We start from the raw sequence: 23,632 nt of genomic DNA on the forward strand, positions 1-23,632 counted from the left end.
GAGTAAATTTTTCATTGACTACAGCTATAGTAACGGGATTGCAACGTTTTGTCAATAGTAGTTACAAAATAATTACAAAGAATAAAACGTTCATTTTTCTTACCTGCTGAAGCGTGGAATCGAAGCATCCCCCGTTGGATAGGCAATGGATTCCAGCACCAAGCCTTTTGCGTCGGCCGAAAAGGCGACAGGCTGATCATGATGCGTGGAGAGCGCAGTAAGGATGGCCTCTCTTGTCATGATTCCCCTTCCGGCAAGAAGGGCGGCGCCCACCATCATGCGCACCTGATATTGCAAAAAACTTTCTGCAGAAAAACGGAAGCAATAGCGGCTTCCGTTTTTCGTTACCTCAGCATGAAGCAATCGGCGACGAGCGTTTCGATGCGGCGAGGCGGATGAAAAGGCGGAAAAATCGTGGTCTCCTTCAAAGCACTTGATCGCCGCCTGCATGTGTTCCATGGACAGAGGAAACGTATAGGAAAAAACCGTTCGCCGTTCCGTGGGCAATACCAGCGGCCCATTTTCAACCGTATAGCGATAGGTGGTAATGTGGGGCGTAAAGCGCGCATGAAAGGACAACGGCACGGTTTTCGCCGAACAGAGCAGAACATCCTCCGGAAGCTGATTTCGAATAGCGTGGTAAAATGCCTCGTCTGAAAGTTCCCGGGACGTCAAAAAGTTGACAACTTGCTCCTCGGCATGTACACCGCGATCGGTGCGGCCCGCGGCAATAAGACGCGTCGTTCGACCGGTTACCGTCTCCACCGCATCGCGCAAGACCCCCGCTACGGTGCGCTTCCCGGGCTGCTCCTGATAACCGGCAAAGTCCGTTCCGTCATAGGCTACGCGTAAGAGGATGTTCTTCATGCTGTCTCCTGATCATTAAAAGAAAACGCTGATAGCAATGAACACGCAAAAGCATAGGACGAAGACGATACCGTCCCGAGTCGTCATTTTCAGCGGGTTCAATCGCGTACGAATATTGCTTCCCGTATAGCAACGTGCCTCCATGGCAATGCCCAGCTCATCCGCGCGATTGATGGCATTGAGAAACAGCGGGACGAAAAGCGGAATCATCGCTTTGGCACGCTGTAAGATATTGCCTGACTCAAAATCGGCACCGCGCGCTTTCTGTGCTTTCATGATTTTGTTGGTTTCCTCAAAGAGCGTAGGAATAAAGCGCAGCGCGATGGAAATCATCATGGCGATGACATGTGACGGAAAACCTGTCCAATCGAGCGGCTTCAATAGCCAAGCAATGGCATCCGTAAGCTCCAGTGGGCTCGTCGTGAGCGTTAAGAGGCTTGTCCCCATCACCAACAGCATCAGGCGGATGGCGATGAAGGTGGCGCGAATGAGCCCTTCCTCGCTGACGGATATCGGACCGAAGGTCCAGATCACTTTTCCGGGCGTAAAGAGGACGTTGATCACAAAGGTGAAAACCAGAATCAAAAAGATCGGTTTCAGTCCCTTCCACAGGCGTCCCATGGGCACTTCGGCGCGGATAGTCACCAAAACAATCAGAGCAAAATAGAGTGCATAGCCCATGAAGGTCTCCACCAAAAAGGCGGTGACCATGAACACGAGTACAAGAACAAGCTTAACGCGCGGATCCAAGCGATGAATGGAGGAATCGCCGGGCAAATATTGTCCAATGGTAATTTGGTTGCCCATATTACGCCTCCTTTCCCTGAAGAAAAGCGGAAAGCGCGGAAACGGCTTCCTCTACGGTGATCGCCGAGGCATCCACAGAAAGTCCCTCTTCTTTAAGACGTTGCATGAGCAGCGTTACCTGCGGTACGGATAAGCCGATGGCCTCCAGTTCCGCACGACGGGCAAAAACGGCATGGGGTGTATCATCCATAACCAGTTTTCCCTGGTCCACAACGATAATGCGCTTGGCATGTTCTGCAATATCTTCCATGGAATGGGTGACCAAAATAATGGTCATATCCGGGTTCGTATCGTAAAGATGATGAATGGTGGAGAGAATCTCTTCGCGGCCGTGCGGATCCAGTCCGGCCGTCGGCTCATCCAGAATGAGATAGGAAGGACGAAGAGCCAAAACGCCGGCAATGGCGACGCGACGCTTCTGTCCCCCGGACACCTCAAACGGCGATTCTTTTCCGATTGTATCGGCATCCAAGCCGACCGCCTGCAACGCCCAGCGTACACGCGCATCGATCTCCTCAGGCGGAAGTTTTAAGTTCTTCGGGCCATAGGCGACGTCCTTGAAAATGGTCTCCTCAAAAAGCTGGTCTTCCGGATATTGAAAGACCAAACCTACGCGCTGGCGAAGCGTAATAAGCGAGGCTTTTGGATCGCTGGTGGTGATGCCGTCCACGGTCAACGTCCCCTGCTGAGGAAGATTCAATCCGTTCATATGTTGCACAAGAGTGGACTTGCCCGATCCCGTATGACCGATAATGCCGACGTATTCGTGTCGATCCATGGTCATCGTGATGTCATCGAGAGCCTTCACTTCGTCTTTTTGGCCTTTATTGTAGAAGAAGGAAAGGTGATCAAAAACCATGCTCATCGCACACCCTCCTCTTCACTTATAGAAGGGTCTGTGGACTCGTAGGTTTCCGACAAAGAAGCTTTCGCCTCTTCCTCCGATTTCGACGTATTTCCGCTGAGTGTAACCAGCGCCTGCACCAATTCCTCAATGCGCAGGCAATCGCCGGGTACATCAAATCCCGCCTGACGCAGACGATACCCTACTTCGGTCACCTGCGGGACATCGAGTTCCAAACGACGCATCGTTTCCACGTCCGAAAAGACTTCCTTCGGCGTTCCCTCCAGGACAATCTCTCCTTCGGAAAGTACGACAATGCGATCCGCCTCGACCGCCTCTTCCATGTTGTGCGTAATCAGAATAATCGTCTTATTCTGCTCATGATTGAGCATATGAATCGTATCCATAATTTCACGCCGCCCGATCGGATCCAACATGGCCGTCGGTTCGTCCATGATAATGCACTCGGGTAGCATCGCTAATACACCGGCAATCGCCACGCGCTGCTTTTGTCCACCGGAGAGCTTATACGGTTCACGACGTTTATAAGGCGTCATCCCCGTTGCCGCCAACGCCGCATCTACGCGCTGACGCAACTCGGGATTGGGTATGCCCAAATTCTCGGGACCGAAAGCGACATCCTCTTCCACGATGGAGGCCACAATCTGGTTGTCCGGATTCTGAAAGACCATCCCGCAATGGGAGCGGATGGACCAGATCTTCTCTTCGATGCGCGTATTCATGCCCAAAATCAGGATTTCGCCTTCCTGCGGCAACATTTGCGCATTCAATAACCGGGCAAGTGTCGATTTTCCCGACCCGTTATGGCCGAGCAGCGCGACAAACTCGCCTTTTTTGACGTGCAGATTCACGTCTTTTAGCGTAGGTTCTTCCCGTCCGTTTTCTTCATATTGCGGATAGCGAAAAGTAACCTGCTTGACGGCAACCACGGGATCGTCTTGTGCGCAATGCGGTGGTCTTTTTGCTTCGGTCGTCTCTTCGGCATTTGCCTCATCAAGCAACCGGTTCGCTATTGTCATTCGTTTCTCCTGTCTTCCTAAAAGGTATGGTCTGCCGGCGAGTAGTTCGTCGTGCTTTCATAGATAACCACCGGCGTACCGTTCGTATAATTCTCGTAGATGGTTTTTGCTGTCTCTAAGTTCAGGTTGATACAGCCATTTGAGCCCGAATAGATATAATAGTCTCCGCCAAAAGCCGTTACCCACGGGGCATCATGCAGGCCGACACCGCCGTAATTAATCGGCATCCAGTACTCCACTTTGGAATCATACGGGGTACCGTCCTTGTAACGTCCCTGCAGTTTGCGTCCTTTTTCTCGACTCCAGATCATATGCACTCCGCGTGGGGTTTCATTATATTGATTAACTTTTCCGGTGCGAATGGCGCTGTCCAGCAAAAGACTTCCATCAAGATAGGCCCACAGGTGCTGCCGGGACAAATCAATCTCAATATACGTGTTGCCGATGTCATTGAATGCACCTCTTGCCAGGCCGGTATGATTGTACACGGGCTCTGCATCCGCATACGTTCCACCCGTTTTAAGCATTTCCTTCATGCTCTCTACGGTTTTCTTTACGTTGATCTGCCAGCCATAAATTCCGGGCGGCACGGTTACCGTTCCTGCCCCCGTGGTTTCAAATTCACGTGATGTTCCATAGGTGTCCGTTTCTTTCGCCATCTTGACCACAAAGGAGGTAATACCGTCATCAGGCAGAGAATATTCACCGGAATCATTGCGCTGAAGCAACGGGAAAATTTCTTCGGGACCGAAAAGATAGGTTTTGTCGCCAAGAACGTAGGTGATGGACGAGGCCAACAACTTCTCGACCTTTTTCCGATCTTCTTCCAAACCGGGATCGTCCTTGGTCACCTTCGGCTTCTCATAGGCCTCTTCTACATGAATCGTCTGCTCCTTGCTGGAGATGGTCTTGAAAATAATCGAAGTGAGTGCCTTCATGTTCACACGGTCGCCCTGCTCTTCCGGTTTTATGCGCACACCCTGCGCAGTGGCCTCCAAAGCGGCATCTTTGGGCGGTTCTCCGTCCGGATCAAATCCTGCTTCTTTGAGCAGATAGGCCAGGCGTTCTTCATCGTAGTCCACCTTATATCCGCTAAGCGAATAATTATGGGCAAAGAAGTATTCCAGGGGCCACTTCCAAGCAGATGGCTGTTTAGGTGCTTCCCCTTCCAAAATATAACGTAAACGAATCGTCTGCGCATCCAGCGTAATCTCCGCATTTCGCCCGATGTAGCGGTGCGCTTCACCATCCGGATAAATTTCCTGAAAATCCGACAAAGGCCTGCTGCCTAATGCATAACCGTTAATCGCCGTCTTTGGATAGCTGTGCCGTGAAAAATAGAAGACTCCGATCAGATAGCCGAGCGCAAGAAAAAGAACCAATACCAGAATCAGCCGCCGTTTCCATCTTCCCGGCGAGGGCGTTACACTGTTCTCCTCGGTTTGCACGGAAACTTCGACCGGCGAATTTTCAGAGGAAACGGCCGCTTCCGTCGTTTGCTTATTCTGCATGTCGTCCATAGTGAATCCTTTCGTTAGGGGCGCATTACGCGATCCCGGTCGATGGTAATAAGCACCTCATCTTCCGGATAAAGCGAGTGTATTTGCTCTTCCAGCACAGATTTCAACTCTTCCGTGTTTATCGTCTTATCCCACGGGATCAGAACATCAAAAAGGATATTTCTCCCTTTCGCCTGCGTAACCAGACGAAAATCGTGAATGGAGAAACGCTCATCATGCTCCTGCACCAACTGACGTATGCGTTTTTCCATGGCCCGTACTTCATGCGTACGCGGTTGCAACGGATCCATGTGAATAGTGATCTCCAGCTGATACTCTTCCGCAATACGGCGCTCAATGCGATCCACCAATTCATGGCTTTCGATGGCGCTTTTCCTTCCATCTACTTCCACATGCACGGTAACAAAGCGGTTTCCCGGTCCATAATCATGGACAATCATATCATGAATGCCCAGAACGCCGGGAAAAGAAAGAAGGGATTTTGTCAGCGCGTCGACAAAACGTGCGTCGGGCGCTTTTCCGAGCAGAGCATCATAGTTCGCACGCAAAATATCGATGCCGTTTTTGCCAATCAGAACAGCTACCACCACGGTAAATGGACCGTCCAGAGAGAAACCGACCACGGGCGATAGGATGAGAGCTAAAAGGATGGCGGATGTCGCAAGAATATCTGACTTCGCGTCGGCAGCAGTCGCCAGAAACACGTTGGAGTGATAGCGTTTCCCCCATCGTGAATAGAGAAAAGCCATTGCCAGTTTTACGCCGATAGATAGCAGAAGGAGAATGAGTTGTAGGGTGGAAAATTGTACGGGAACCGGGTTCACGATTCGTTTGATGCCTTCCAAAAACAAGCTGATCGCCACATAAAGAATCATGATCGCGATAAAAAAAGAGCCCATGTATTCCACACGTGCATGCCCGAAGGGATGTTCTCGATCTTCCGGCTTTTCCGCCAAGTAAAAGGACAGCAGCGAAACAAATGAGGACAGGGCATCAAACAGGTTATTTACCCCGTCCCCAAAAATAGAAAGGGCTCCGCTGATCAAGCCGATGATCATTTTTGTTCCGGCAAGCGCTGCATTCGCAACGATGCCCAAAAGGCTGCCCTTTCGGCCTACTTCTTGGCGTCTTTGCATTATCTTTTTCTGCTTAAGCGCATCGTTCATATTTTCCTCTTATCCTAACCGTCAAAGCGGCCGATTACTCCTCCGTAATCGTTAGGCGTACCCGCCAAAAAATCTCCGCTCCCGGAGCAATGTGTCCGACTTTGTTGTTTGCAATCGCCCGATCCAAGCGGTCATAATAGCCGTTCGTCGGCTCAAGCGCGATGCAACGGGGACCTGCACTTCCTCCGGTGTTGATCCATCCCCCGAGATAAGGAAACTGCGTGGCATCCCATTGCTGCGTAATACGCATACCCTGCGTCGGATAAATGATCGATGTCTCTCCTACCGAAATCGGATCCGTCAGATAAAATTTATACGCCTGCTTTTCCGGTATCTCCCTCAATTTGCGCATATCAAAGGCAAACGGCTCCTCGCCATGCGCATTCATCAAAGAATATGGTTCCGGCCAAGAAAGAATGGCATCCGGCTCATAGCGGCACAGACCGTGCAGTGCCCACAGCCAGGGATGTTCATCGATGGACTCGTTCAGAAGCCGATAGTCCAGTTGAATCACATTGTCTTCAATATGAACGTGTCGCTCAAAATACAACGGAATCGAAGAAAGCCGAAAAAAAGCTTTTACCGAGCGCGTAGAGCGATCTTCTTCAAACACATTCCAAGGACGACTCCAGGCATCCCCATGATCGGCAAATCGACCGAGATTCTCCACGCTGCACGCATCAATAGTCGGAATACAGTCATCTATGCCGGATAAATCAAATTGATCAAAAGGGGCGCCGGGATAAGCGCGGGCATACAATTTCGTCTGCTCTTTCGCAGTTTCATGGCCGAGCGGACGGGCAAGCGCTTCAAATTGGTTGGGTTTATAAATAATGGAAGCAATTTTGCAACCGATTTCCGGCAACAGGGTAACGCGTAAACAATCCGTTTCAAGATGAACAACGTGAAGATCACCGCGATTGTTGGGTTTCGTCTCCATCAGCATTTTCCCCTTTTCCTCCTCTTCCCTTCGGTCTGCATTTCTCCATAAACATGGACGTTTTTCTCTCCTTTTTCAGCACCTTAATGATAGAAAAGGGGATGTGGACTGTCAAGGCGAAGGAGATGTAACAACCGCAACGAAGCACAAAACAAGATACAAAAAAAGACGGTGGCGAGAACGATAGGCTCCTGCCGCCGTCTTTGAGAAAGCGGAAAATTACGCTTCCGTTGTTTCTTCTTTTTGTTCTTCTTCCGTTTCTTTTTCGCTCTCGGAAGAATCTTCTTCCTTCGTTTCTTCGGCTTCTTCCACCTCAACGGTTTCTTCCGTCTCCGTCTGCTCAGCAGCCGGTTCTTCCTTCTTCGTCTCGGCCGGTTTTTCTACGTTTTTCTCCGTCTTTTTTGACGAGGCGGGTTCCATGACCAGTTCAAGAATCGCCATGTCCGCTGCATCACCGCGACGCCGACCCACTTTGAGGACACGCGTATAACCGCCGTTACGATCTTTCATCGCCGGAGCAATTTCTTCCACCACTTTGCGGGCTACCTCATTGCTGTAGAGTTCTGAAGAAATCGCACGATTGCCGGCTAAGGTTTCTTTTTTTGCTTCGGTAATCAGCTTTTCCGCCATCTTCTGCGTTTCTTTGGCGCGGGTGACGGTGGTCGTAATACGACCGTGCAGGAAAAGGGATGAGACCTGATTACGCAACATGGCCGTGCGATGATCGGTTCTTCTTCCCAACTTTCGTAAGTTCGCCAATGTCTCCTCCTTAATGTTACTCTTGCGAATGATTCAGTTCCAAACCGTAGGATTGTACTTTTTCTTCTACCTCGGCATAGGACTTCTTGCCAAAATTGCGAATCTTGGCCAACTCATCCGCAGGTATACGGATAATGTCGCCCAGCGTGTGAATATCCGAACGCTTCAGGCAATTATAGCTGCGCAGAGTTAAATCCAGATCTTCGATGGGTTTCTGCAGCAGCGTGTTCTCTTCGGACTCCGGTTCTTTTGCCTCATCATTGTCTTCTACGACAAACGCGGGCAGCTCGGTAAACAGGCGCAAATGATCCATAAGAATCGTTGCTCCCTGTGACGTCGCTTCTTGAGGTGTGACGGTACCGTCCGTCCATACTTCCAAGATCAGCTTATCGTAGTCGGTGATCTGCTGAACGCGTGTATTTTGCACCTCGAAATTGACTTTCTTCACCGGAGTGAAGGAGGAATCAATGGCAATGGTGCCAATCGGATCATCCGCATCTTTGTTTTGGTCAGCAAGGGCATAGCCTTCGCCATCAATGACGGTCAATTCCATGTGAATTTCGCCGTCCGCATTTAATGTGCAAAGGTAGTGGTTTGCATTAACAATCTCTACCTCTGTGCTTTCCTGAATATCACGAGCCGTAACAATCTTCGGCCCCTCCACATCCAGGCGCAACGTCACTTCTTCTCCGTGTCCCTGCAAGCGACGCACCGCAAGGCCCTTAATGTTTAGGACAATTTCCGGTACATCCTCGAGAACGCCGGGAATGGTGGTGAACTCGTGCGGAACACCTTCATCAAACTTGATGTTGGAGACCGCTGTACCCGGCAAAGAAGAAAGCAGCACACGGCGAAGCGAATTCCCTATTGTGGTCCCGTATCCGCGCTCTAACGGAGACATACTAAAGCGTCCATAGTTCTTGTGTTCATCCAATTCAAGGATTTCAACTTTTGTATTGAGTCGATCTACCACGGATCAGCCTCCCCTTCTGTTCTGTCGAACTCGATTCCAACGTCGCGCTACGGGGGAATTACTTCGAGTACAACTCGACAATCTGTGTCTCTTCAATCGGATAGTCGATGTTGTCGCGCATCGGCTCGGAGAGAATACGACCCTGCAATTTTTCTGCGTCCACCGAGACCCAAGGCATCTGGTTCCAGATGTTCTCTTCGGTGTTCTTGAAAAATGCATTCTTACGTGAACGCTCACGAACGCTGATGACGTCGCCTACCTCCAACGTCATGGAAGGCACGGTCGCTTTGTGGCCGTTCAGGTCAAAATGGCCGTGAACGATCAGCTGACGTGCCTGCGCACGTGTCGACGCAAAGCCCATGCGATAAACCACGTTGTCAAAGCGCAGTTCCAACAGTTTCAGAAGATTCCAGCCGGCCTGTCCGCTCATGCGCGTAGCACGGCTGAACAGATTGCGGAATGACTTCTCGGAGACGCCGTAAATGAATTTCGCCTTCTGTTTTTCACGAAGCTGCATACCGTAGTCGCTCAACTTGCGTGTGTTGCGCTTCGGATTGCGGCGGCTCTTCTTATCGATGCCGACAACCTGGGGCTCGATGCCCAAGGCACGGCAACGTTTCAAAATCGGTCCGGTATATCTTGCCATGATTGCCTCCGTTAAACTCTTCTTCTCTTCGGCGGTCTGCAGCCGTTGTGCGGGATCGGTGTAACATCTTTAATCAACGTTACGCTAAGTCCTGCCGTCTCCAATGCACGAATGGCGGATTCACGACCTGAACCCGGTCCTTTGACGTACACTTCAACGGTCTTAAGACCCTGTTCGATTGCTTTCTGCGCCGCCTCTTCCGCACACTGCTGCGCGGCATACGGCGTCGATTTACGCGATCCGCGGAATCCCAATTGTCCCGAAGAAGCCCACGAAATGACATTTCCGTTTAAATCGGAAAGCGTCACAATCGTGTTGTTGAAGGTCGAGATGATATGTGCCTGACCGTTCGTAATATTCTTTTTTACGCGGCGTTTTCCACCACGTCTGGTGACTTTCTTTTGCGCTACCATAACATCCCCCCTTATCTCTTATGACCCTTGCGCGTGCGGGCATTGTTTTTCGTGTTCTGCCCGCGAACCGGAAGGTTGCGACGATGACGGTTGCCACGATAACTGTTGATTTCACGGAGACGTTTGATGTTCATCGAAACGTCACGACGAAGGTCGCCTTCCACGTGATACTCCGCGATTTGTTCACGAATACGCTGCACTTCCGATTCGGAAAGGTCGCGTACACGCGTGTCCGGATTCACATCCGCATTCTTTAAAATTTCGTTGGAACGTGAACGACCGATGCCGTAAATATACGTTAAACCGATCTCTACACGCTTTTCTTTGGGTAAATCCACCCCGGAAATTCGAGCCAAAGTCGCACCTCCTTAGCCTTGACGCTGTTTGTGCTTCGGGTTCTCACAGATCACCATGACGCGACCTTTGCGTTTGATGATCTTGCATTTATCACACATCTTTCTTACTGATGGTCTGACTTTCATTGCTTCCTCCTATTTCTTTCTCCACGTGATGCGTCCCTTGGTTAAATCATAGGGAGACAGCTCCACGGTCACGCGATCTCCTTCCAGAATGCGAATGTAATTCATCCGCAACTTTCCGGAAATGTGGGCCATGACATCGTGCCCGTTTTCCAGCTCGACGATGAAGATGGCGTTTGGAAGTCGCTCTTTGACGACGCCTTCGACTTCAATCACGTCTTTTGATGACATCAGCTTTCCTCCTTCGTGTGTGCCTCCTCATAGGGGGCTAACCATTTTCGGATTGCGGTATCATCAAACACCGCATCCTCGCTCATCGTCTGTAATTCGGACACTACAGCGCGAAAAGGCTGTAAATGAATCACGCGTTTTTTCTTGGGATGGGCAAGCGTTCGTGTCCGCCCGTCCACCACGTGAACATGCTTCGCATCACAACAATCCAGTACGAGAAAGACCTTGCCTTTATCGTGTCCGGCCTTGGATCGCACCACTTGGCCGGGAACGAGAGGGCACGGCTGATTCATGTTCGCTTCTAACGTCATGCGTTTAACGCCGCTTCAATGGCGTGAAATACGACATCAACCGGACGATCGCCATTGATGTGCACGAGGATTCCCTCTTTTTCGTAATACGCCACAAGAGGTTCCGTTTGTGCCCGATAGACATCAATGCGTTTTTGCACCGTTTCTTCGCTGTCATCGGGACGCTGAACAAGACTTGTTCCGCACTCATCACAGACGCCCTCTTTTTTGGGCGGTTGATCAGTAATATGGAAGGAGGCGCCGCAATGCGGGCACGTTCTGCGGCCCGCCAGCCGCTTGACTAGCACCTTCTCCTCAACTTCGATGGAAAGGACGGCGTCTAAGGGACGCTCGCGTTCAGCAAGACCGGCATTTAACGCATCCGCCTGTTCCAGCGTACGCGGAAAACCGTCCAGCAGAAACCCCTGATCCTCTTCCCGGTCGAGACGATCCCAAAGCATGGCGATCGTCAATTCATCCGGAACCAGTTGTCCGGAGGAAAGATAGCTCTCGACCTTCTTGCCTAATTCGGTTTGGTTCTTGATATTTACACGGAAAATGTCGCCCGTAGAGATGTGCGACAGGTGAAAGCGCTCTTCCAGTTTTTTTGCCTGGGTGCCCTTTCCCGCTCCCGGAGGACCAAGTAATACGAGCCTCATCATAGCCTTCCTTTCTTACCGCTTTAAGAAGCCGCGATAATGACGCATCTGCAGTTGTGCTTCCAACGTACGCACCATTTCCAGCACGACACCGACCACAATGATGATCGAAGTACCGCCGAAGCCGAGACTTACTGAGAAGATCATGTTCACCAGACCGGGAATGATCGAGAGAATCGCCAAAACGATGGCGCCGACCAGTGTGATGCGTCCGACAATGCGTTGCAGGTATTCTGTGGTCGGTTTTCCCGGACGGATGCCCGGTATAAAGCCGCCGGATTGCTGCAGGTTACGTGAATACTCATAGGCGTTAAACTGAATGGAGTTGTAAAAATAGGCAAACAGGACAATCAACAGCGCCTGAAAAGTATGCTGTACGATGAACCCGATCCATCCTTGCGGGGTGAGATACTGCGCTACAAAACGCTGTACCCCGCCGCCGAAGAGCAACGCCATGGTTTGCGGAATGGCCAGCAATGCCGAGGCAAAAATGATCGGCATAACGCCCGCCATGTTCACTTTGATGGGGATGTGCGTCGCCTGTCCGCCATACATCTTACGGCCGACCACGCGCTTGGCGTATTGTACCGGCACCTTACGCTCACCTTCATTGAGCAACACAACAACGACCGTAACCGCAATCGTGATCGCAATGATGAGCAGAAGGACCAGAATATTCATTTGTCCGTGAATGACTGCTTGAATCATTCCATACAGTCTTCCCGGCATCTGTACAACAATGCCCAGGAAAATAATGAAGGATACGCCGTTTCCGACCCCGTGTTCGGTAATCAGATCGCCAATCCATACCACGAAGGATGCGCCGGCAACCATGACCAGAACCGCAATCGCCTTTTCCAGCGCGCCGCCGTTACCGAAGGCGCCGGAGAAAATACCCTGAACCAGTGCGAATGCTTGAACCACCGCGAGAGCGACGCCCAAATACTTCGTATACTGCTGGATCTTCTTTCGGCCTTCTTCTCCTTCTTTGGAAATTTCCTCCAGCTGTGGAATCGCGAACGTCAACAGCTGAATGACAATGGACGACGTAATGTAGGGGCCCACACCCAAAGCCAAAACACTCAAGTTCGCCAATCCGCCACCGCTGATCATGTTCATGATGCCGAGAAGGCTTCCCTGCATCGAATTATAAATCTGGTTGATAAGCTGCAAGTTGGCAAACGGAATAGGCAGTGCATTGCCGAGTCGAAGAACAATCACCATCAATACCGTGAACTGGATACGCTTTCTTGTCTGTTCTGTTGCCCATGCATTCTTGAGTGTGGAAAGCATCAGACCACCTCAGCCTTTCCACCGGCCGCTTGAATTTTTTCTTCGGCGGACTTGGAAAATTTCGTAGCCTGAACCGTAAACTTCTTTTCCAGTTCCCCATTTCCGAGAACCTTTAATCCGTCCACTAATTCGTTCTGACGGATCACTCCCGCCTCCACGAGCGTTTCGGCGTTGATGACGGCACCGTCTTCAAAGCGGTTCAGATCATCCAAGTTGACCACGGCATACTGCTTCGAAAACGGATTGTGGAATCCGCGCTTCGGAAGCGTGCGGAATAACGGCATCTGACCACCCTCGAAACCCGGGCGAACACCGCCGCCGCTTCGCGAATTTTGGCCATCGCGGCCTCTGCCGGCGAATTTACCCCAACCGGAGGAATGACCACGGCCGACGCGTTTGCGTTCTTTGGTCTCACCGCCACGTGCAGGCTTTAATTCATGTAATTTCATGATCGACCTCCTATTGTACTTCCTCGACATCAAGCATGAAACCAATCTTTTGGATTGCACCGCGAATGGACGGCGTATCCTCATGCTCAACCGTGTGTCCGACTTTCGTCAGACCCAACGCTTTCGCCGTTTTAATCTGTTTATCTTGGCGGCCGATGAAGCTCTTCTTCAACGTAATTTTTAACTTACTCATGCTCGGCCTCCTACTTCAAAATTTCTTCTACGCTCTTGCCGCGCAGACGAGCAACCTGTTCCGCCGTTCTCATGGTGAGCAGGCCGTTCATGGTGGCATTAACAATGCTGCGCGCATTGGAAGATCCCAACGACTTTGCACGAATGTCGGTGATGCCTGCCATTTCACAGACCGCACGAACCGGACCGCCGGCGATAATTCCGGTACCTTCTTTTGCCGGCATCAGCAGAACGCGGCCTGCACCGTCACGACCGATGATCGTATGCGGGATCGTGGTTCCGACCAGCGGCACACGAACCATTGAGCGCTTCGCTTCTTCGGATCCCTTGCGAATGGCATCAGGAACTTCCAGCGACTTGCCCGTACCGATGCCGACGCGGCCTTTTTTATCCCCAACGACAACGATAGCGGCAAAACGGCCCGTACGGCCACCCTTGGCCGTCTTGGAGACGCGGTTGATCGAGACGACTTTTTCTTCAAGCTCTTGCTTGTTGTCTTCTTTATACATGATTCCTCCTCCCCGGTTACAGCTTGAGGCCGGCTTCGCGAGCGCCTTCGGCGACCGCTTTCACCTTGCCGTGATAGATGTAGCCGGAGCGGTCGAAGACGACCGTCTCGATGCCCTTTTCCAGAGCCTTCTTTGCCACAGCTTCGCCCACCGCTTTAGCGGACTCTACTGAGGAACCTTTGACTTCTACATCTTTGTCGAGCGTCGATGCCGAAACAAGCGTTACACCGGCTTCATCATCGATAATCTGCGCATACATGTTCATATTGCTCTTATAGACGTTCAGGCGCGGACGATCCGCAGTGCCCGAAATCTTTTTGCGAACACGGGCATGACGCGCCAACCGATTTGCATTTTTTGTAGATTGTGCCATCTAAGCGCCTCCTTACTTGCCTGTTTTACCTTCTTTGCGACGTACCTGTTCTCCTTCGTAAAGAATGCCCTTGCCCTTGTACGGTTCCGGCAGGCGCCATTTACGAATGTTGGCCGCATAGTTTCCGACTTGCTGTTTATCCGCGCCCTTCACGATGATGGTGCGGTCATCCGGTACTTCCGTCGTAATGCCATCCGGATCTTGCATTTGTACGGGATGCGAAAAACCGAGGTTCAGCACCAGCGTGTTCCCCTGTTTCTGTGCACGGTAACCGCTTCCTTCGATATGCATTTTCTTGGTATAGCCGTTCGTTACACCTTCAAGCATATTCGCAATCAACGTGCGATAGAGGCCGTGCAGCGAGCGGGTTTTCTTCTCATCATCCGGACGAACCACATGCATCACATTCCCGTCCTGTTCTACTTTGAACGCGGCAGGAAGCTGCTGTGCAAGTTCGCCGTTCGGTCCTTTGACCTTAACTGTGTTGGTGTTGTCGACTGAAACGTCCACTTTCTCGGGGATGTCAATCGGCTTCAATCCAATTCTTGACATAATTACCTCCCCTTACCAAATGTAGCAGATCACTTCGCCGCCGACACCCTGTTCGCGTGCCTGCTTGTCGGTCAATACGCCGTGGGACGTCGACAGAATTGCCACACCCAGACCATCCAATACGCGAGGAACCTCGTTGGCGCGCACATAGACGCGACGACCGGGTTTGGAAATGCGTTTGAGGCCGGAGAGGACGCGCTGATCATCCACATATTTCAAATCGATGGTGATCATGCCCTGTTTATTGTCTTCCACGACGTTGAATCCTTTGATGTAACCTTCGTCCAAAAGAATCTGTGCAAGACTCTTCTTCATGTTGGATGCCGGCACTTCGACGGATTCGTGTTTTTTCATATTGCCATTGCGGATGCGCGTGAGCATATCCGCGATCGGATCTGTCATCATGTTTCTACCTCCTCCTCAGCTTACCAGCTGGCCTTTTTTACGCCGGGGATTTCCCCGCGATAAGCCAGTTCGCGGAAGCAGATGCGGCAAATACCGTACTTCTTGAGGACAGCGTGCGGACGACCGCAAATGCTGCAGCGGCTATAGGCGCGCGTCGAGAACTTCGGCTTTCTCTGCTGTTTCGCAATCAATGATTTCTTTGCCATTTCTCCTCCTCTTACTTTGCGAACGGCATGCCCATGTGGCTGAGGAACGATTTGGCTTCCTCGTCCGTTTGAGCGGATGTGACAATGATAATGTCCATACCGTGAATCGTATCCACATCGTCATAATTGATTTCCGGGAAGATCAGTTGCTCTTTCACGCCCATGGCATAGTTGCCACGACCGTCAAAAGACGTAGCGGGAACCCCGCGGAAGTCGCGAACACGCGGAAGCGCGATCGCAATCAACTTTTCGAGGAAATCATACATCTTCTTATGGCGAAGAGTGACTTTGGTCGCAATGGCCTGTCCTTCACGCAATTTGAAGTTTGCCACCGAACGCTTCGCTTTGACGATCACCGGTTTCTGACCCGTAATGACCTCAAGCTCATGAGCAGCCGATTCCAACACCTTCGGGTTGTCCTTGGCTTCGCCCATGGAGCAGTTGATGACGATCTTCTCCAACTTCGGCACCTGCATAATGTTGTCGTAGGAGAATTCCTTCATTAAAGCGGGTACGACCTCGTTTTTATAATGCGTATATAGAGTATTATCCATGGTCGTCCCCCTTACTGATCAAAACGGGTGTCGCTCTTGGTGGAAACACGAACTTTTTTCCCGTCCTTGATTTCTGTGTGTGTGCGCACACCGCGCTTAGCCGCTTCATCATAAAGCAGAACATTCGATGCATGAATGGGGCCTTCGCGATGGATAAGTCCACCCGGCTCCTGCAAACTGCGCGGTTTCTTATGCTTCACCTGCATATTGACGTCCTTAACGATGACCCGGTTCGCTTTCGGAAAAACCTGTAATACCTCACCGACTTTTCCTTTATATTTGCCGGAGATCACCTGGACTTGATCACCTTTTTTAATGTGCATAGTCCACTCCTTACAGTACTTCCGGTGCGAGCGAAATGATCTTCATATAGCCATTCTGGCGAAGCTCGCGGGTAACCGGTCCAAAAATGCGTGTTCCGACCGGATTCTTATCGTCCTTGACAATGACCGCCGCGTTATCGTCAAAGCGAATCACGCTGCCGTCGGGACGAGAAATGCCATCTTTGCTGCGCACCACTACGGCAGTGACGATATCGCCCTTCTTCACCGTACCGCCCGGGGTCGCATTTTTGACCGTGCAGCGAATCTGATCGCCGATACGCGCGTATTTACGACCGGTGCTGCCGATGACGTGAATGACTAAGAGTTCCTTGGCGCCGGAGTTATCGGCGACTTTCAAACGACTTTCGTTCTGTAACATTGAAGCCCCCTCTCTTACTTCGCTTCTTCGAGGATTTCAACGAGGCGATAGCGTTTCGTTTTCGACAGCGGACGCGTCTGCATTACCAGAACACGGTCGCCGATTTTCGCCTGATTATTCTCGTCATGTGCCTTGATGCGAATCGTGCGCTTCATCATCTTGTGGTATTCGGGATGCTTGACCAACGTCGCGATTTCCACCACGATCGTCTTGTCCATACTATTGGAGACGACCATACCGATCTTCTGTGGACGTTTGGATGTACGATTTTCCATCGGTTAAGCCTCCTTTCTTGCCGCAAGGGCACGTTCCTGTTGAATCGTGCGTACACGCGCGATGTCTTTTTTTACCGAACCGATCGCATTGGGATTTTCCAGCTGACCGGCTGCGATCTGGAAGCGAAGATTGAACAATTCCTGCTTCAGATCCTGCAGCTTCTGGCTGAGATCCTGATCGGAGAGATTGCGAATTTCCGTAGCTTTCATTATTCTTCACCTTCCTGTCCCGCTTGTTCACGCACGACGAATTTGGTCTTCATCGGCAATTTCGCAGCAGCAAGACGCATCGCTTCTTTCGCCACATCGTGGGGCACGCCGGCCATCTCAAACAGCACGCGACCCGGCTTAATGACGGCGACCCAATACTCCGGAGCACCTTTACCGGAACCCATGCGGACTTCCGCGGGCTTTTTCGATACCGGCTTATCCGGGAAAACTTTAATCCAGACGTTTCCGCCACGCTTGATGTAACGGGTCATGGCACGTCGAGCCGCTTCAATCTGATTGGCCGTCATCCATGCCGGCTCAACAGCCTGCAGACCGTATTCACCGTAAGTGACGGTGTTTCCGCGCAGTGCCATTCCCTTCATACGACCGCGGTGGACGCGACGGCGTTTTACTCTTTTTGGCATTAACATAGTGCTACCTCCTCACCCGGTCTATTGCTCACGCTGGGGACGCTCGCCGCGACCGGATCCTTCGCGACGGTTTCCTCGACGCTCTCCGCCTCGACGGTTATCCCGGCGATCCTGGCGATTGTCATCACGACGATCACGGCGTCCGCGACGCGGCTCACGACGCGGCGGCTTCGGCATTTCGGCTTCCTTCATTCCCGGAAGCACTTCACCGATATAGATCCATACCTTGATTCCCACCGCACCGGCAGTCGTTCTGGCGACCGCCTGGCCGTAGCGAATGTCGGCACGCAGCGTCTGCAGAGGAATAGTTCCTTCGGAATAATGCTCGCTGCGAGCCATATCGGCACCGCCCAAACGACCGGCAGCCACCGTTTTAATTCCTTTGGCGCCGGCACGCATACTGCGCTGAATCGCCTGTTTCATCGCACGACGGAAAGTCACGCGGTTTTCCAGGTCAGCGGCAATACGTTCCGCCTGCAACTGCGCATCCAGGTCCGGATTACGAATTTCTTCGACATTGATCAAAACCGTCTTATTGGTCAATTTTTCCATGCGTTTTTTGAGCTCTTCCACCGCTGTACCGCCCTTGCCGATGACTACGCCCGGCTTGGCCGTATTGATGGTGACGCGTACGCGTCCCATGGTGCGCTCGATTTTGATATCGGAGATACCGGCGTCGAACAACTCTGTCTTAACCATTTGACGGATCTCATGATCCTCTTTAATCAGCTTCGGAAACTGTGCGCTGCCGGCGAACCAGTTGGAATCCCAATCCTTAATAACGCCGACGCGCATTCCCTTCGGATGTACCTTTTGACCCATTAGCGCTCTTCCTCCTCTTTTTCACTGACCACAACGCCGATGTGCGACGTTCTCTTGAGAATCGGATATGCTGCACCTTTCGCCTTCGGATGCCAGCGCTTCATGGTCGGTCCGTCGTTGGCCCATGCCTGACTGACGACCAATTCTTCGCGATCCAGGCTGAGGTTGTTTTCCGCATTCGCAATCGCCGAACGCAGAACCTTTTCCAGCACTTCCGCGCCTTTTTTCGGGGTGAAATGCAGAATGGTCAGCGCTTCATCCACTTGCTTGCCACGAATCTCTTTGCAGATGTAGTTCACCTTGCGGGGAGAGACGCGAACATATTTTGCTTCTGCTCTTGCTTCCATGTCCTACCTCCTAGCGTACGCCACTCTGCTTGTCTGATTTCGCGGCATGGCCTCTAAATGTACGGGTGGGTACAAACTCGCCGAGTTTGTGTCCGACCATATCTTCCGTGATATAGATGGGTACGTGTTTTCTTCCATCGTGAACGGCGATCGTGTGACCGACAAACTGCGGGAAGATCGTCGAGCGACGTGACCACGTCTTGATCACCATTTTCTTATTGGATTCATTAAGAGCCTCCACCTTTTTCATCAGGTGGTCATCAACAAAAGGCCCTTTCTTCAAAGATCTGCTCATGCCATCCTCCTGTTACTTCGTGCGACGGCGAACAATCATCTTGTCGGATTGTTTCGCTGTGCGGGTCTTCACGCCACGTGACTTCTTGCCCCACGGGGTCATCGGTGCCGGACGTCCTACCGGAGCGCGTCCCTCACCACCGCCGTGCGGATGGTCAACCGGGTTCATCGCTGAACCGCGTACATGAGGCTTGCGGCCCAGATAACGCTTCTTACCGGCTTTGCCCAGACGAACCAGGCCATGATCGGGGTTTCCGACCGCGCCGATCGTCGCTTTGCAATCCAGCGAAATTAAGCGATATTCGCCGGAAGGCATACGAAGCTGCGCATATTTTCCTTCTTTCGCCATCAGCTGTGCTTCAGCACCGGCTGTACGCACCAGCTGCGCACCTTTTCCCGGCTTCATTTCGATGTTATGAATCGTCTGGCCGACCGGAATAAAGCGAAGCGGTAATGCGTTGCCGACCGTAATGTCGACGTTTTCACCGGATTCTACGTGCTGACCGACTTGCAGTCCGCGCGGTGCCAGGATATAGCGCTTTTCACCGTCGGCATAGACCAACAGGGCGATATTCGCGGAGCGGTTCGGATCGTATTCGATCGAAGAGACCTTTGCCGGAATGTTGTCCTTGTTGCGCTTGAAGTCGATGATGCGGTAACGACGCTTCGCACCGCCGCCACGGAAACGCAGTGTAGTGCGTCCGTTATTCGTACGACCGCCCGAACGCTTCAGACTGACCGTCAGCGATTTTTCCGGGGTGGATTTGGTGATTTCCTCGAAGGTCAATACGCGCATGACGCGGCGGCCTGCCGAGGTCGGTTTATATCTTCTGATTCCCATTGCATCCCTCCTCGATTACATTCCTTCGAAGAACTCGATTTCTTTCGAGTCTTCCGTGAGGGTGACGATGGCTTTCTTCCAATCGGAGCTCTTCGTCTTGTGGTTCCCCACGCGTTTGGTTTTCCCTTTCATGGTAATCGTGTTGACACGCTTAACCTTGACGCCGTCAAAGGCTTCTTCAACGGCATGGCGAATTTCCGCCTTATTGCTCTTGGCATCGACGCGGAAGGTGTATTTGTGCTCTCCCATATCCGCCATGGATTTCTCCGTGATGACCGGAGCAATGATGATATCAAATGGAGATTTCATTATTGAAAGACCTCCTCTGCCTTTTTCACCGCATCCTTCGTCATGATCAGCGAATTGAAGCGCATAAGATCGTAAACGTTGATGCTGTCGACCTCAACGGTTTCTACCGTCGGGATGTTGCGGAAGGAACGAATCAGCTTCTCATCCGCCTCATGAACAACGATGTAGGCTTTTTTATCGGCATGAATCGCATTGAGTACCGCCGCGGCCTGTTTTGTACTGAACGCATCCAGGTTCAGCGCATCCAACACGATGAGTTCATCTGCACGAACCTTGGCCGTCAATACCGACTTGAGCGCTGTACGACGAATTTTCTTCGGCGTCGTATAACGGTAGCTGCGCGGTTTTACGGCAAAAACCATGCCGCCGCCACGCCAGTTCGGTTGCGTTCTCGAGCCGGCACGCGCACGACCGGTTCCCTTTTGGCGATACGGCTTGCGACCGCCACCACGAACCTCGGCACGTGTCTTGGCCGACTGGGTACCCTGGCGTTTGTTCGCCAGCAAGTTCTTTACTACGGTGTAGACGGTATGCTCGTTGACATCGACGTCAAACAGCTCCGGAGCCAGCTCCAGTTCGCCGACAACTTCACCGGTCTGCTTTACTACATTCACTTTTGGCATTTCCGTCCTCCTTACTTCGTCCGGGCTTTCTTCGCCGCACGAATCGTCACCAGTCCGCCCTTCGGGCCGGGCAGTGCACCTTTGATGAGGATCATGTTGTTTTCCTCGTCGACGCGCACTACGGTCAAGTTCTGTACGGTTACCCGATCATGTCCCATTTTTCCGGATCCCTTTGTGCCCGGGAAAACACGCGCCGGATACGATCCTGCCGCACGCGCTCCGCCGACACGGTGGGATTTGGAACCGTGTCCCATCGGTCCGCGGCCATAGTTCCAGCGGCGAATAGCGCCCTGGGTGCCTTTTCCTTTAGATGTGCCGATCACATCGATCACATCCCCGGCGGCAAACAGAGAAACGGTAAATTCCTGTCCCGGTTCGAACGTTTCGCCTTCGTCTACGCGAATTTCACGCAGCGTCTTTTTATAGGCAACATTCGCTTTATTGAAATGGCCTTTCAGCGGTTTGTTGATCTTCTTTTCCTTTTGCTCCGCAAATCCGACCTGGATGGCATTGTAGCCGTCCTTTTCGGCCGTTTTGACCTGTGTGACCACCATGGGTCCGGCCTGAACGACAGTCACCGGCGTGACAATGCCGTTTTCATCGAAGATCTGGGTCATCCCGACCTTCTTGCCTAATATACTCTTCACGAGTTCCTCCTTTACAGCGGATCGCTTTCGCGATCATTCTAATGGGGTTACAGTTTGATCTCGATGTCCACACCGGCCGGCAGGTTCAGCTTTTTGAGTGCTTCCAGCGTCTTGACATTGGGGTTGACAATGTCGATTAAGCGCTTGTGCGTTCTCTGCTCGAACTGCTCGCGCGAGTCCTTATATTTATGGACTGCACGCAGGATGGTGATGACTTCTTTGTCTGTCGGCAGCGGAATCGGCCCGGAAACTTCTGCTCCGGAACGCTTGCACGCTTCAACAATTTTCGCCGCTGACGCGTCGATGACTTCATGATCATATGCACGAAGCCGGATTCTGATCTTCTGATTCGCCATTTTTCCTCCTTGGTTTTGCGCTCCTTTCGGCAGAGCCCCGTTCTCTCACCCGTTTTCGGGAGAGTTTTGTCTTTGCTCCGCCCTTCCCATTTATACTAAGGAAGGTTACAAAAGGTTTGCGCCGGTTCGCCGATACACTGAGCCGGGCGTGTCCTATGCCCGCCTAAAAAAAGAAATACCGGTTTTCCGTCGTTCGAATGCTATCGAACTGCTCCACGAAAATTCCCTCGACCTACGTCTTTTCCCCTAGTGCGTTGCATTTTCAACGCCTTTAGGGGTCCTTGGACGTTCGAGCAACCTCTCGCTTCATCGCCCGTATTTCTGGACACTCGATTATTTTACACAACATTGTCTGTCTTGGCAAGTCAAAATAGAAAAAATTCCGATCCAGTAGATCAGAATTTTTTCTCTTCTTCTATGCGCAATGTGCGCAGGGCATTCACCAACGCGCGCTTTTCCACATCCCAATTGAGCGTTTTTTTTGCCTCGACCAGACGCTTCGGGAACGGCTCCTTGGCATAGTCCTCCGCCAATTGTTTCCATTTTTGCTGAATATCTTCCGGATTCTTGATGTCGCACAGCATGCCGATACCATAGGTGTTCACCACGCGGGAAATTTCCGGCAAATCGGAGGCCAACACGGGATTGCCCGCATGAATGGATTCAAAAAGTTTGTTCGGCTGCGCGTAATAATAACTTTTGGATATCGGATAGATGAGCACGATGCCGATATCGGCCGCTGCCAAATAGGTGCAAAGTTCCGCTCCGGGCACCGCTTCATGAAAAAGAATACGCTCCGGTTTCGGTATTTGCCGACGAAGATCTTCCAACGTCTTTTTGTACGAATCCATCCCGTAGCCCATGATCACCAACCCGCCACGATTCGTAGCGGAAAGCGCCTGAACCGCTTCTTCAATGCCGCGGCCCGGTCCCACCAAGCCGTGATAGATGAATATCGGTTCCGATTCGTTCAGTCGCATCGTTTCTTTCCATTGCGCTCGAATTTGCAGACTCTTATCCGGATCCGGTTCACGAAGCACCGGAATATTGCCCGCTATAACCGCCGGAAAATCCAGTTGATAGTCGCGCTTCATCTGGTCATGAATCGACGGATTGACAAGAATAGTTAAGGTGCAACGCTTGAGAAATTTTTTTTCTAAGCGATAGATAATCGCCGAGGTCAGGCGACTTCTGCGCTTACCGGTAAAGCGGCCAAGTTCATACTCATGCGCATCATAAATGAGACGCGTCTTCTTTCTTCGACCGATGCTTGCCAAATGTGCAAGCCATACCCCCAACAGATCATGACCCGAGATCACGTCCGCTTTCTGTTTTCTTATGCGCACAACATAATGAAGGAAAGAAAATAAACGCCCCAACCTCCGGCGAATGCCGCGATCTCCGAAGGGATGCGGATCAATTTCCTCTACTGTCCAGGAATGGCCGTTGCGATGTCGCTCCTTTAGTCCCTTCGGGCCAATGACATGCAGGTTCTCCCATCCGGCTTCTTCGGCGGCAGAAAGCTCACGCTCGTCACGGCTGTTTTCCCCGAAAGAGGAAACGGAAACTTTAAGATACAGCGGCTTACGTTTGGTTGTCATGTTCGCC

At 51.7% G+C, this 23,632-nt stretch carries 38 protein-coding genes and 1 pseudogene; all 39 read right to left on the reverse strand.

Features of this window, described 5'->3' with window-relative positions:
- Positions 1–99 precede the first annotated feature (99 nt).
- The 39 genes and pseudogenes from truA to BN3910_RS03695 all read right to left on the reverse strand — a co-directional run bounded on the left by truA (position 100) and on the right by BN3910_RS03695 (position 23,625).
- Entirely contained in the window at positions 100–867 is a 768-nt protein-coding gene (truA, locus tag BN3910_RS03510) for a tRNA pseudouridine(38-40) synthase TruA (protein ID WP_066924380.1), read from the reverse strand.
- A 15-nt stretch (positions 868–882) separates the two neighbouring features.
- Positions 883–1,674, reverse strand: a complete 792-nt coding sequence (locus BN3910_RS03515; RefSeq protein WP_066924382.1) for an energy-coupling factor transporter transmembrane component T family protein — start codon at positions 1,672–1,674, stop codon at positions 883–885.
- Between the two features lies 1 nt (position 1,675).
- Positions 1,676–2,539, reverse strand: coding sequence for an energy-coupling factor transporter ATPase (locus BN3910_RS03520; RefSeq protein WP_066924383.1), 864 nt, complete (start codon positions 2,537–2,539; stop codon positions 1,676–1,678).
- Positions 2,536–3,468: an energy-coupling factor transporter ATPase gene (locus BN3910_RS03525; RefSeq protein ID WP_231862194.1), complete on the reverse strand. Its 933-nt coding sequence runs from the start codon at positions 3,466–3,468 to the stop codon at positions 2,536–2,538. The genes BN3910_RS03520 and BN3910_RS03525 overlap by 4 nt, the downstream gene beginning before the upstream one ends.
- 107 nt (positions 3,469–3,575) lie before the next feature.
- The gene (locus tag BN3910_RS03530) at positions 3,576–5,078 is read right to left on the reverse strand and encodes a L,D-transpeptidase family protein (protein WP_066924384.1); all 1,503 of its coding nucleotides are present in this window, start codon (positions 5,076–5,078) and stop codon (positions 3,576–3,578) included.
- Between the two features lie 14 nt (positions 5,079–5,092).
- Positions 5,093–6,244 (reverse strand): cation diffusion facilitator family transporter, encoded by a 1,152-nt coding sequence (locus BN3910_RS03535; RefSeq protein WP_066924385.1) that lies wholly within the window; start codon positions 6,242–6,244, stop codon positions 5,093–5,095.
- 34 nt (positions 6,245–6,278) lie between these two features.
- The gene (locus BN3910_RS03540) at positions 6,279–7,190 is read right to left on the reverse strand and encodes an aldose epimerase family protein (protein ID WP_066924391.1); all 912 of its coding nucleotides are present in this window, start codon (positions 7,188–7,190) and stop codon (positions 6,279–6,281) included.
- A 414-nt stretch (positions 7,191–7,604) separates the two neighbouring features.
- Positions 7,605–7,943 (reverse strand): annotated as a pseudogene (rplQ, locus tag BN3910_RS07970) (50S ribosomal protein L17); the annotation flags it as partial.
- Positions 7,944–7,959: 16 nt separating this feature from the next.
- Positions 7,960–8,916 (reverse strand): DNA-directed RNA polymerase subunit alpha, encoded by a 957-nt coding sequence (locus tag BN3910_RS03550; RefSeq protein ID WP_066924393.1) that lies wholly within the window; start codon positions 8,914–8,916, stop codon positions 7,960–7,962.
- 58 nt (positions 8,917–8,974) lie between these two features.
- A complete protein-coding gene (gene rpsD, locus BN3910_RS03555) occupies positions 8,975–9,562 on the reverse strand; it encodes a 30S ribosomal protein S4 (protein WP_066924402.1) in 588 nt (195 codons plus the stop codon).
- 11 nt (positions 9,563–9,573) lie between these two features.
- The gene (gene rpsK, locus BN3910_RS03560) at positions 9,574–9,975 is read right to left on the reverse strand and encodes a 30S ribosomal protein S11 (protein WP_066924403.1); all 402 of its coding nucleotides are present in this window, start codon (positions 9,973–9,975) and stop codon (positions 9,574–9,576) included.
- Between the two features lie 11 nt (positions 9,976–9,986).
- Positions 9,987–10,331, reverse strand: a complete 345-nt coding sequence (gene rpsM, locus BN3910_RS03565) for a 30S ribosomal protein S13 (protein WP_066924404.1) — start codon at positions 10,329–10,331, stop codon at positions 9,987–9,989.
- A gap of 12 nt (positions 10,332–10,343) precedes the next feature.
- Positions 10,344–10,457, reverse strand: coding sequence for a 50S ribosomal protein L36 (gene rpmJ, locus BN3910_RS07885; RefSeq protein ID WP_019190256.1), 114 nt, complete (start codon positions 10,455–10,457; stop codon positions 10,344–10,346).
- Positions 10,458–10,466: 9 nt separating this feature from the next.
- Positions 10,467–10,685, reverse strand: coding sequence for a translation initiation factor IF-1 (gene infA / locus BN3910_RS07890; protein ID WP_019190257.1), 219 nt, complete (start codon positions 10,683–10,685; stop codon positions 10,467–10,469).
- The gene (locus tag BN3910_RS03575; RefSeq protein ID WP_075968034.1) at positions 10,685–10,978 is read right to left on the reverse strand and encodes a KOW domain-containing RNA-binding protein; all 294 of its coding nucleotides are present in this window, start codon (positions 10,976–10,978) and stop codon (positions 10,685–10,687) included. The genes infA and BN3910_RS03575 overlap by 1 nt, the downstream gene beginning before the upstream one ends.
- Positions 10,979–10,992: 14 nt before the next feature.
- Positions 10,993–11,634 carry an adenylate kinase gene (locus tag BN3910_RS03580; protein ID WP_066926166.1) on the reverse strand — a complete coding sequence of 214 codons (642 nt, stop codon included), beginning with the start codon at positions 11,632–11,634 and terminating at the stop codon, positions 10,993–10,995.
- A 15-nt stretch (positions 11,635–11,649) separates the two neighbouring features.
- Positions 11,650–12,927, reverse strand: coding sequence for a preprotein translocase subunit SecY (gene secY, locus BN3910_RS03585; RefSeq protein ID WP_066924406.1), 1,278 nt, complete (start codon positions 12,925–12,927; stop codon positions 11,650–11,652).
- Positions 12,927–13,376, reverse strand: a complete 450-nt coding sequence (rplO, locus tag BN3910_RS03590) for a 50S ribosomal protein L15 (RefSeq protein WP_066924407.1) — start codon at positions 13,374–13,376, stop codon at positions 12,927–12,929. The genes secY and rplO overlap by 1 nt, the downstream gene beginning before the upstream one ends.
- A gap of 10 nt (positions 13,377–13,386) precedes the next feature.
- Positions 13,387–13,569: a 50S ribosomal protein L30 gene (rpmD, locus tag BN3910_RS03595; RefSeq protein ID WP_066924408.1), complete on the reverse strand. Its 183-nt coding sequence runs from the start codon at positions 13,567–13,569 to the stop codon at positions 13,387–13,389.
- Positions 13,570–13,579: 10 nt separating this feature from the next.
- Positions 13,580–14,077 carry a 30S ribosomal protein S5 gene (rpsE, locus tag BN3910_RS03600; protein ID WP_066924409.1) on the reverse strand — a complete coding sequence of 166 codons (498 nt, stop codon included), beginning with the start codon at positions 14,075–14,077 and terminating at the stop codon, positions 13,580–13,582.
- 16 nt (positions 14,078–14,093) lie between these two features.
- Positions 14,094–14,450 carry a 50S ribosomal protein L18 gene (gene rplR, locus BN3910_RS03605; protein WP_066924410.1) on the reverse strand — a complete coding sequence of 119 codons (357 nt, stop codon included), beginning with the start codon at positions 14,448–14,450 and terminating at the stop codon, positions 14,094–14,096.
- 12 nt (positions 14,451–14,462) lie between these two features.
- Positions 14,463–15,002 carry a 50S ribosomal protein L6 gene (gene rplF / locus BN3910_RS03610; RefSeq protein WP_066924412.1) on the reverse strand — a complete coding sequence of 180 codons (540 nt, stop codon included), beginning with the start codon at positions 15,000–15,002 and terminating at the stop codon, positions 14,463–14,465.
- Positions 15,003–15,014: 12 nt separating this feature from the next.
- Entirely contained in the window at positions 15,015–15,407 is a 393-nt protein-coding gene (rpsH, locus tag BN3910_RS03615) for a 30S ribosomal protein S8 (RefSeq protein WP_066924419.1), read from the reverse strand.
- Positions 15,408–15,427: 20 nt separating this feature from the next.
- Positions 15,428–15,613: a type Z 30S ribosomal protein S14 gene (locus BN3910_RS03620; RefSeq protein ID WP_066924421.1), complete on the reverse strand. Its 186-nt coding sequence runs from the start codon at positions 15,611–15,613 to the stop codon at positions 15,428–15,430.
- An 11-nt stretch (positions 15,614–15,624) separates the two neighbouring features.
- On the reverse strand, positions 15,625–16,167 hold the full coding sequence (rplE, locus tag BN3910_RS03625) for a 50S ribosomal protein L5 (RefSeq protein ID WP_066924423.1): 543 nt from the start codon (positions 16,165–16,167) through the stop codon (positions 15,625–15,627).
- Positions 16,168–16,178: 11 nt separating this feature from the next.
- On the reverse strand, positions 16,179–16,490 hold the full coding sequence (gene rplX, locus BN3910_RS03630) for a 50S ribosomal protein L24 (RefSeq protein WP_066924425.1): 312 nt from the start codon (positions 16,488–16,490) through the stop codon (positions 16,179–16,181).
- 10 nt (positions 16,491–16,500) lie between these two features.
- The gene (gene rplN / locus BN3910_RS03635) at positions 16,501–16,869 is read right to left on the reverse strand and encodes a 50S ribosomal protein L14 (RefSeq protein WP_066924427.1); all 369 of its coding nucleotides are present in this window, start codon (positions 16,867–16,869) and stop codon (positions 16,501–16,503) included.
- Between the two features lie 14 nt (positions 16,870–16,883).
- Positions 16,884–17,144, reverse strand: a complete 261-nt coding sequence (rpsQ, locus tag BN3910_RS03640; protein ID WP_066924429.1) for a 30S ribosomal protein S17 — start codon at positions 17,142–17,144, stop codon at positions 16,884–16,886.
- 3 nt (positions 17,145–17,147) lie between these two features.
- Positions 17,148–17,354, reverse strand: coding sequence for a 50S ribosomal protein L29 (rpmC, locus tag BN3910_RS03645; RefSeq protein WP_066924434.1), 207 nt, complete (start codon positions 17,352–17,354; stop codon positions 17,148–17,150).
- Positions 17,354–17,785: a 50S ribosomal protein L16 gene (rplP, locus tag BN3910_RS03650; protein ID WP_066924436.1), complete on the reverse strand. Its 432-nt coding sequence runs from the start codon at positions 17,783–17,785 to the stop codon at positions 17,354–17,356. Before rplP ends, rpmC begins: the two co-directional genes overlap by 1 nt.
- Positions 17,786–17,806: 21 nt before the next feature.
- A complete protein-coding gene (rpsC, locus tag BN3910_RS03655; RefSeq protein ID WP_066924438.1) occupies positions 17,807–18,607 on the reverse strand; it encodes a 30S ribosomal protein S3 in 801 nt (266 codons plus the stop codon).
- On the reverse strand, positions 18,607–18,954 hold the full coding sequence (gene rplV / locus BN3910_RS03660) for a 50S ribosomal protein L22 (protein ID WP_066924440.1): 348 nt from the start codon (positions 18,952–18,954) through the stop codon (positions 18,607–18,609). Before rplV ends, rpsC begins: the two co-directional genes overlap by 1 nt.
- 10 nt (positions 18,955–18,964) lie before the next feature.
- Positions 18,965–19,249: a 30S ribosomal protein S19 gene (gene rpsS, locus BN3910_RS03665; protein WP_066924442.1), complete on the reverse strand. Its 285-nt coding sequence runs from the start codon at positions 19,247–19,249 to the stop codon at positions 18,965–18,967.
- 12 nt (positions 19,250–19,261) lie between these two features.
- On the reverse strand, positions 19,262–20,089 hold the full coding sequence (gene rplB, locus BN3910_RS03670) for a 50S ribosomal protein L2 (protein ID WP_066924444.1): 828 nt from the start codon (positions 20,087–20,089) through the stop codon (positions 19,262–19,264).
- Positions 20,090–20,104: 15 nt separating this feature from the next.
- Positions 20,105–20,398, reverse strand: a complete 294-nt coding sequence (gene rplW, locus BN3910_RS03675; RefSeq protein WP_066924446.1) for a 50S ribosomal protein L23 — start codon at positions 20,396–20,398, stop codon at positions 20,105–20,107.
- Complete coding sequence (gene rplD / locus BN3910_RS03680; RefSeq protein ID WP_066924451.1) at positions 20,398–21,021, reverse strand: 50S ribosomal protein L4; 624 nt, start codon at positions 21,019–21,021, stop codon at positions 20,398–20,400. Before rplD ends, rplW begins: the two co-directional genes overlap by 1 nt.
- 11 nt (positions 21,022–21,032) lie before the next feature.
- Positions 21,033–21,668 (reverse strand): 50S ribosomal protein L3, encoded by a 636-nt coding sequence (rplC, locus tag BN3910_RS03685; protein ID WP_075967984.1) that lies wholly within the window; start codon positions 21,666–21,668, stop codon positions 21,033–21,035.
- A 47-nt stretch (positions 21,669–21,715) separates the two neighbouring features.
- A complete protein-coding gene (rpsJ, locus tag BN3910_RS03690) occupies positions 21,716–22,024 on the reverse strand; it encodes a 30S ribosomal protein S10 (RefSeq protein ID WP_066924452.1) in 309 nt (102 codons plus the stop codon).
- Between the two features lie 395 nt (positions 22,025–22,419).
- Positions 22,420–23,625, reverse strand: a complete 1,206-nt coding sequence (locus BN3910_RS03695) for a glycosyltransferase (protein ID WP_187367684.1) — start codon at positions 23,623–23,625, stop codon at positions 22,420–22,422.
- Positions 23,626–23,632 lie beyond the last annotated feature (7 nt).

The sequence above is a fragment of the Murdochiella massiliensis genome, from assembly GCF_900059565.1.
Classification (GTDB): Bacteria; Bacillota; Clostridia; order Tissierellales; family Peptoniphilaceae; genus Murdochiella; species Murdochiella massiliensis.

What these genes read in the sequence shown, in the direction of transcription:
- truA (WP_066924380.1), bottom strand. Translation starts at nt 867, where the DNA reads ATGAAGAACATCCTCTTACGCGTAGCCTATGACGGAACGGACTTTGCC.
- BN3910_RS03515 (WP_066924382.1), bottom strand. Translation starts at nt 1,674, where the DNA reads ATGGGCAACCAAATTACCATTGGACAATATTTGCCCGGCGATTCCTCC.
- BN3910_RS03520 (WP_066924383.1), bottom strand. Translation starts at nt 2,539, where the DNA reads ATGAGCATGGTTTTTGATCACCTTTCCTTCTTCTACAATAAAGGCCAA.
- BN3910_RS03530 (WP_066924384.1), bottom strand. Translation starts at nt 5,078, where the DNA reads ATGGACGACATGCAGAATAAGCAAACGACGGAAGCGGCCGTTTCCTCT.
- BN3910_RS03535 (WP_066924385.1), bottom strand. Translation starts at nt 6,244, where the DNA reads ATGAACGATGCGCTTAAGCAGAAAAAGATAATGCAAAGACGCCAAGAA.
- BN3910_RS03540 (WP_066924391.1), bottom strand. Translation starts at nt 7,190, where the DNA reads ATGCTGATGGAGACGAAACCCAACAATCGCGGTGATCTTCACGTTGTT.
- rpsD (WP_066924402.1), bottom strand. Translation starts at nt 9,562, where the DNA reads ATGGCAAGATATACCGGACCGATTTTGAAACGTTGCCGTGCCTTGGGC.
- rpsK (WP_066924403.1), bottom strand. Translation starts at nt 9,975, where the DNA reads ATGGTAGCGCAAAAGAAAGTCACCAGACGTGGTGGAAAACGCCGCGTA.
- rpmJ (WP_019190256.1), bottom strand. Translation starts at nt 10,457, where the DNA reads ATGAAAGTCAGACCATCAGTAAGAAAGATGTGTGATAAATGCAAGATC.
- infA (WP_019190257.1), bottom strand. Translation starts at nt 10,685, where the DNA reads ATGTCATCAAAAGACGTGATTGAAGTCGAAGGCGTCGTCAAAGAGCGA.
- BN3910_RS03575 (WP_075968034.1), bottom strand. Translation starts at nt 10,978, where the DNA reads ATGAATCAGCCGTGCCCTCTCGTTCCCGGCCAAGTGGTGCGATCCAAG.
- BN3910_RS03580 (WP_066926166.1), bottom strand. Translation starts at nt 11,634, where the DNA reads ATGAGGCTCGTATTACTTGGTCCTCCGGGAGCGGGAAAGGGCACCCAG.
- secY (WP_066924406.1), bottom strand. Translation starts at nt 12,927, where the DNA reads ATGCTTTCCACACTCAAGAATGCATGGGCAACAGAACAGACAAGAAAG.
- rplO (WP_066924407.1), bottom strand. Translation starts at nt 13,376, where the DNA reads ATGAAATTACATGAATTAAAGCCTGCACGTGGCGGTGAGACCAAAGAA.
- rpmD (WP_066924408.1), bottom strand. Translation starts at nt 13,569, where the DNA reads ATGAGTAAGTTAAAAATTACGTTGAAGAAGAGCTTCATCGGCCGCCAA.
- rpsE (WP_066924409.1), bottom strand. Translation starts at nt 14,077, where the DNA reads ATGTATAAAGAAGACAACAAGCAAGAGCTTGAAGAAAAAGTCGTCTCG.
- rplR (WP_066924410.1), bottom strand. Translation starts at nt 14,450, where the DNA reads ATGGCACAATCTACAAAAAATGCAAATCGGTTGGCGCGTCATGCCCGT.
- rplF (WP_066924412.1), bottom strand. Translation starts at nt 15,002, where the DNA reads ATGTCAAGAATTGGATTGAAGCCGATTGACATCCCCGAGAAAGTGGAC.
- rpsH (WP_066924419.1), bottom strand. Translation starts at nt 15,407, where the DNA reads ATGATGACAGATCCGATCGCGGATATGCTCACGCGCATCCGCAATGGC.
- BN3910_RS03620 (WP_066924421.1), bottom strand. Translation starts at nt 15,613, where the DNA reads ATGGCAAAGAAATCATTGATTGCGAAACAGCAGAGAAAGCCGAAGTTC.
- rplE (WP_066924423.1), bottom strand. Translation starts at nt 16,167, where the DNA reads ATGGATAATACTCTATATACGCATTATAAAAACGAGGTCGTACCCGCT.
- rplX (WP_066924425.1), bottom strand. Translation starts at nt 16,490, where the DNA reads ATGCACATTAAAAAAGGTGATCAAGTCCAGGTGATCTCCGGCAAATAT.
- rplN (WP_066924427.1), bottom strand. Translation starts at nt 16,869, where the DNA reads ATGTTACAGAACGAAAGTCGTTTGAAAGTCGCCGATAACTCCGGCGCC.
- rpsQ (WP_066924429.1), bottom strand. Translation starts at nt 17,144, where the DNA reads ATGGAAAATCGTACATCCAAACGTCCACAGAAGATCGGTATGGTCGTC.
- rpmC (WP_066924434.1), bottom strand. Translation starts at nt 17,354, where the DNA reads ATGAAAGCTACGGAAATTCGCAATCTCTCCGATCAGGATCTCAGCCAG.
- rplP (WP_066924436.1), bottom strand. Translation starts at nt 17,785, where the DNA reads ATGTTAATGCCAAAAAGAGTAAAACGCCGTCGCGTCCACCGCGGTCGT.
- rpsC (WP_066924438.1), bottom strand. Translation starts at nt 18,607, where the DNA reads ATGGGTCAAAAGGTACATCCGAAGGGAATGCGCGTCGGCGTTATTAAG.
- rplV (WP_066924440.1), bottom strand. Translation starts at nt 18,954, where the DNA reads ATGGAAGCAAGAGCAGAAGCAAAATATGTTCGCGTCTCTCCCCGCAAG.
- rpsS (WP_066924442.1), bottom strand. Translation starts at nt 19,249, where the DNA reads ATGAGCAGATCTTTGAAGAAAGGGCCTTTTGTTGATGACCACCTGATG.
- rplB (WP_066924444.1), bottom strand. Translation starts at nt 20,089, where the DNA reads ATGGGAATCAGAAGATATAAACCGACCTCGGCAGGCCGCCGCGTCATG.
- rplW (WP_066924446.1), bottom strand. Translation starts at nt 20,398, where the DNA reads ATGAAATCTCCATTTGATATCATCATTGCTCCGGTCATCACGGAGAAA.
- rplD (WP_066924451.1), bottom strand. Translation starts at nt 21,021, where the DNA reads ATGCCAAAAGTGAATGTAGTAAAGCAGACCGGTGAAGTTGTCGGCGAA.
- rpsJ (WP_066924452.1), bottom strand. Translation starts at nt 22,024, where the DNA reads ATGGCGAATCAGAAGATCAGAATCCGGCTTCGTGCATATGATCATGAA.
- BN3910_RS03695 (WP_187367684.1), bottom strand. Translation starts at nt 23,625, where the DNA reads ATGACAACCAAACGTAAGCCGCTGTATCTTAAAGTTTCCGTTTCCTCT.